This window comes from Gordonibacter sp. (assembly GCF_036667095.1).
Taxonomy (GTDB): Bacteria; Actinomycetota; Coriobacteriia; order Coriobacteriales; family Eggerthellaceae; genus Gordonibacter.
In genome coordinates, this window is sequence record NZ_JAVWUP010000185.1 from 1 (window position 1) to 4,657 (window position 4,657).

The window sequence follows — 4,657 nt, forward strand, 5'->3', positions numbered from 1 at the left end:
CCCGACGCTGTCGGGGACGAGGCGATTGCGCAGGGAATTGTCTTTTGGAAAGAATCGAAGCGAAAACAATTGATGCTTCATGCGAACAGGCCGCATCGTTTTCGAGACGGCCTGTTCGGGTTATACGGCGTTTACGCTGTTGGCGGCTTTGGTACGCCAGGTGCCGCGGGGATGCCGGGAGCACCCGGAGCTGCGGGCGCTCCCGGGGCACCGGGTGCTTTGGGTGCTCCCGCAGCTCCGGGTGTGCTGGAAGCGGGAAGCTCGGATCCGCATTTTTCGCACGTATCGTTCTTGGACGGGTTGAGGGACCCGCAGGACGGGCATTTCTTCTTCGCATCGAGCGATGATGGCCTGAAGCACATATCGTCGGTCCTCCTCTTTCTTCTCGCGCCCTTCTAGACGAAGGAGCAAAGCAGTTGCTTGGGGTGGTCGGACAGTTTCTTCGAGAGCTCCTCGAGGGTTCCGAACTCAAGGCATTTGGCCTGGCAATGATGCACGCAGGAGGGAACCTTGCCCTTCTTGCGGCGCAGTAGGCACATGGTGCACTGGTCGGTGAAAGCCGGAGCGTAGGAGAGCAGCCATTTGTCGGGAGCGATCTCCCAAGGGCCTATTTCATTCACCTTGATGCCGAACTGACCTGCGGGAAGACCGTTCTCCATCTGACAGGCAACTTCGCAGGAGTGGCAGCCCGTGCACCATGCGGGATCGATCAGAATGCCGTATTCAGCCATGGTTACTCACCTTCCTTGACTTTGTAAATCTTGCAGATGTTCGTCTTGTAGTTCGCACCGAACCCGGTCTTTCCGAATTCGCCCCACGGAAGCAGCTTGTTGATGGCGACGTCATACAGATCGAAGAGATCCTCGGGGTCTTTTTCGGGCAGCCACCAGCCGTGATCGCATGCGACTATGCGCGTGCCCAGGATGGGCGTCTTCTTCACGCGTCGCTTGGCGCGTCCCAGGTGGTTCTCGACCCACACCCAGTCACCCTCGTCGACGCCGTAGCGTTCGCAAAGTTCGGGGTGAACCTGTATGGTCGGGTCGGGCGTGTAGGAGCGGTTGCGCTCGATCATGCGATGCTCGGAATGGAAGGAGTTGAATACGCGGGCGCCCGTAGTAAGAACCAGCGGATACTCTTCCATCAGGTCAGGTGTCGAACTCGGTCCGGGCGAGGGCTCCTCAAAGTACGGCAGCGGATCGTATCCCATCGACTCGTAGATGGTCGAGTAGAGCTCGAGTCTGCCGGTCGGGGTGGGGAAGCCCAGCTGCCCGTCTTCACGAAGCAGGCCCTTCTCGTGACGGTGGTACTCCAGAGGAAGGAAGATGGGGGCGACTTCCTTGAGTTCTGAGAAGGTGAACCCTGCGGGCTTCAAAAGTTCGTCGTACACTTCTTCCAGCGTTTCCCAGGGCCAGGCTTCAGGTGCGAGCCTTTTGCCAAGAAGCAGGTTGATTTCCATGTCGGACTTGCTTTCGCCAACCGGTTTGCAGGCTTGGCAGATTACCTCGCCGCGCTGGATGCCGTCGCCCAGGCGAATGCTGTCGTGCTCGGGGAACGTGTTGGCGGGAAGGAACACGTCGGCCAGCGCCATCGCCGTCGGCGTCATGAACAGATCGACAGAAACGTTGATGTCCAGCTTCTCGAACGCTTTGTGCGTACGTTCCGGGTCGGCGGCGATGCATGCCAGGACGTTGGTCTGCTGCAGCCAAGAACCGTGAATCTCGTACGGTTCGCCGCTCTCCATCGTTTCGATGAGCTCATCGGCTTGCGACATCTGGAATCCTGCTTGGAGGATGGGGTAGTTGTCCAGGCCGATGCGCTTGGCTTTTTGCTCGTCGCTGATAAGTTCTCCGCCCCAGCCGGATGCGTAGCTGAGGATGGATATCGTGGGGATGATGCCGCCCGGTACGTCGATGTTGCCCGTGACCATGAAAATGGAGGCGATGGCCTGGCTTGCGGGCAGGGATTCCTTGGTCATGTCGATCGCGAGACCCCACTGCAGAGACGCTGTTTTAGCCTTGCCGATCATGCGAGCGGCTTCGATGATATTCTCTTCGGGAATCCACGTGATCTTGGATACGCGGCTGACGGGGTATTCGGTGGCTCGCGCCTTGAGCTCCTCGAATCCGTAGCACCACTTGTCAATGAAGTCGTTGTCATAAAGGTCTTCTTCGAAGAGGATGTTGAGGATGCCCAAGGCGAGTGCTGCGTCGGTTCCGGGGCGGATGCGAAGGTGATGAGCCGAATTGCACGACAGCCAGGTGACTTTGGGGTCAATGTCGATAATCTTGGTACCACGTTTCATCATGTCGACTACCCAGTGCCCGTACCAACCTTCGTTGTTGGCGACCAAGGGGTAGTTGCCCCAGACCACGAGCACTTCGGGGACCTCGTATGCGGGGTTGTCGTAGCGGTCGGTCCACCCTTGGGAGGCGTCGGCCACCATGTACGTTCCCGTGGTCAGGGCCATTCCGGCGATGCGCGGAAGGAAGCAAGCTAGACCCGAGAGGATGCACGTGTAGTTCGGAGAACCGTAAGACCAGGCCAGACGCGTGATTGCGGGGCCGATGTCGCGTCCGGTGCCCTGCGCGAAAATTACGCTTTCGGCACCGTACTTCTCTTTTATGTCAAGGAACTTGTCGGCTACGTAGTCAAGAGCTTCCTCCCAAGACGCACGTCGCCAGGTGTCCTTGCCGCGATCCTTCGGATCTCGCATCATGGGGTAGGTGATGCGCTTTTCATGGTACGTTACTTCCTGAATATTCAGACAACGCATGCATAGGCGACCTTGGTTGAACGGGTTTTCCGGGTCGCCTTCGCATTTGACCAATTTGCCGTCTTTGTCGGTGTACAGGAGCACGCCGCAGCCAAGGTGGCATCCCGGGCCGGACCACGCGCTTCCCCTTGTGACGGTAAGACCGTCCTCCTCGTATCTCCAGGGCTTTTTGTAGTCTACGAACTTGAGGTCCGACTTTGCGAACTTCGTCATAACATCCCCTCCTCCTTTTTGGTATGTAGGACTATCAGGTACATTATTTGTACATTTTATACAACTTGATTAGTGAGTAGCAATTGATAAAGTGTTGATATCTGTTGTATATATTCATATACTATGTACATATAAAATTGAGAGTGAGGACGTGACTGCTCTTGCAGAGAATGGCCGGGGTGGCAAGGGGTGAGCCGATATGAAACTGAATCTTTATTTCGTTCAGGAGGACTTGCCTGAATTGCAGTTCGAGGGCACCCCGGTTGACCCTCCAACAGTGGCGCGGTGCCGCATCGCTCAGTTCGTCGATGACCTTCCCGGGCATCTTGACGAAGGGGTCATGTATGTTGTGAACGCATCGAGGCTGGCTCTGCATCCTCCCAAGTCCACGAAAGCCTCTTTTTTGTGCCTGGGACCCGCGCCGAAAGCGTGGAGGGATGCTGCGCTGAACCTGATGCATTCCGAAGCGGAAGTCGAACCCGTCGACGTGATGAACGCGGTTGTCCGTTTGTTCGATCGTTATCGAATGTGGGAAGAGGATCTTCATGCTCTTGTCGACCAACATATGCCTATCGACATGCTGGGCGCGCGTTCTGCGGCGATCTTTGGAAACCCCGTCATAGCGCAGGACGTTTCCTACCGCCCCTTTTTCTACGCGCTGCCTTCCGCAGGGGAGGAAACGGAGGCTTTTCGAATCTATCGCGAGGAGGTGTATGGGCAGCATGTTGGGGAGGGCGGTCTTTCCGTTCCGAGGAAAACCGCTATGGCATTCAATCAGAATTCCGATTTTGCCAAGCTAGAAAGCGCTGAAGACCCTGTTTTGTTTACCGGCGATACCTGGAGCAAGCTGTCCGTTCACTCCTTGTCTTTTCGCAGTCTTCTTTACAATTGCCGCGTGAACGGGACTTTGCTAGCTCGCGTGATCGTCGATGATATAGTGCAGCCCTTCCGTAAAAAGGATTACGTGCTGGTGAAGGTGCTTGGCGATTGCTTGACGAGAGGGTTGCAAACTGCAGGCATCGGTGATGCTGGGCAGAGCACCCGTTTCGTGCGGATTTGCCAGAGCCTGCTTTCGGGGGGAACCGTGTCGGATGACCGGATTGTTGCGGTTATGGAAAAGCTAGGGTGGCGCGACGACGATAGGTTTTTCTGTATTGTGCTCAGGGAGCGGAAGCTCGATCGCAAATTCAGCGCTATTGCGCGGGTGGCCATAGCTGTTACTGCTCATGATGATTCTCGTCAGCATTGCTTCTTCGACGGAAGGGCTCTTGTCGTGTGTGATCTGAGCGCGGGTGCGCATACGCGCGACGAAGTGATAAGCGACGTGCTGCGCAACGTGCGGGATCTTGGCGCGATCGCCTCCTTCAGCTCGTCGTTTTTCGGATTTGGAAACCTTGTGCACTTCTATCGGCAGGCTCTTGCTGTAGAGAGGGTGGGGCGTATCAAGGATGTTTCGTCGGAGGCATATCGATTCGAGGACTATGCCGTTGATTACCTTATCGCCCGATGCGAAGAAGGTTCGATGGTTGACGCTATCGTTCCAGATGGCGTGCGGAAGCTTATCGAGCTCGATAAGGAGCGGGGTACGCGCGACGCCCATCTGCTCAGAACGTTTCTAGACAATGACCGCAACATGGCGAAAACCGTTCGAGAGTTCTATATCCACCGCAA

The 4,657-nt window shown here is 56.3% G+C and carries 4 protein-coding genes; 2 read left to right on the plus strand and 2 right to left on the minus strand.

Translation table 11 applies throughout. The annotated features are described in order from the left end of the window. Window positions 1–399: hypothetical protein (locus RR842_RS12020; protein WP_332729881.1), on the plus strand; the 399-nt coding region annotated here is incomplete at its 5' end. On the opposite strand, the gene RR842_RS12025 is transcribed toward RR842_RS12020, so the two are convergent. Both RR842_RS12025 and RR842_RS12030 read right to left on the minus strand, forming a co-directional pair. Beyond that, window positions 396–731, minus strand: a complete 336-nt coding sequence (locus tag RR842_RS12025) for a 4Fe-4S dicluster domain-containing protein (RefSeq protein ID WP_332725218.1) — start codon at window positions 729–731, stop codon at window positions 396–398. The two genes, RR842_RS12020 and RR842_RS12025, sit on opposite strands and share 4 nt — an antisense overlap. Before the next feature lie 2 nt (window positions 732–733). Continuing rightward, on the minus strand, window positions 734–2,986 hold the full coding sequence (locus tag RR842_RS12030) for a molybdopterin-dependent oxidoreductase (RefSeq protein WP_332729882.1): 2,253 nt from the start codon (window positions 2,984–2,986) through the stop codon (window positions 734–736). A gap of 454 nt (window positions 2,987–3,440) precedes the next feature. On the opposite strand from RR842_RS12030, the gene RR842_RS12035 reads away from it, so the two are divergent. Beyond that, a partial coding sequence (locus RR842_RS12035) for a hypothetical protein (RefSeq protein WP_332729883.1) occupies window positions 3,441–4,657 on the plus strand: 1,217 nt, incomplete at its 3' end.

What these genes read in the sequence shown, in the direction of transcription:
- RR842_RS12025 (WP_332725218.1), bottom strand. Translation starts at nt 731, where the DNA reads ATGGCTGAATACGGCATTCTGATCGATCCCGCATGGTGCACGGGCTGC.
- RR842_RS12030 (WP_332729882.1), bottom strand. Translation starts at nt 2,986, where the DNA reads ATGACGAAGTTCGCAAAGTCGGACCTCAAGTTCGTAGACTACAAAAAG.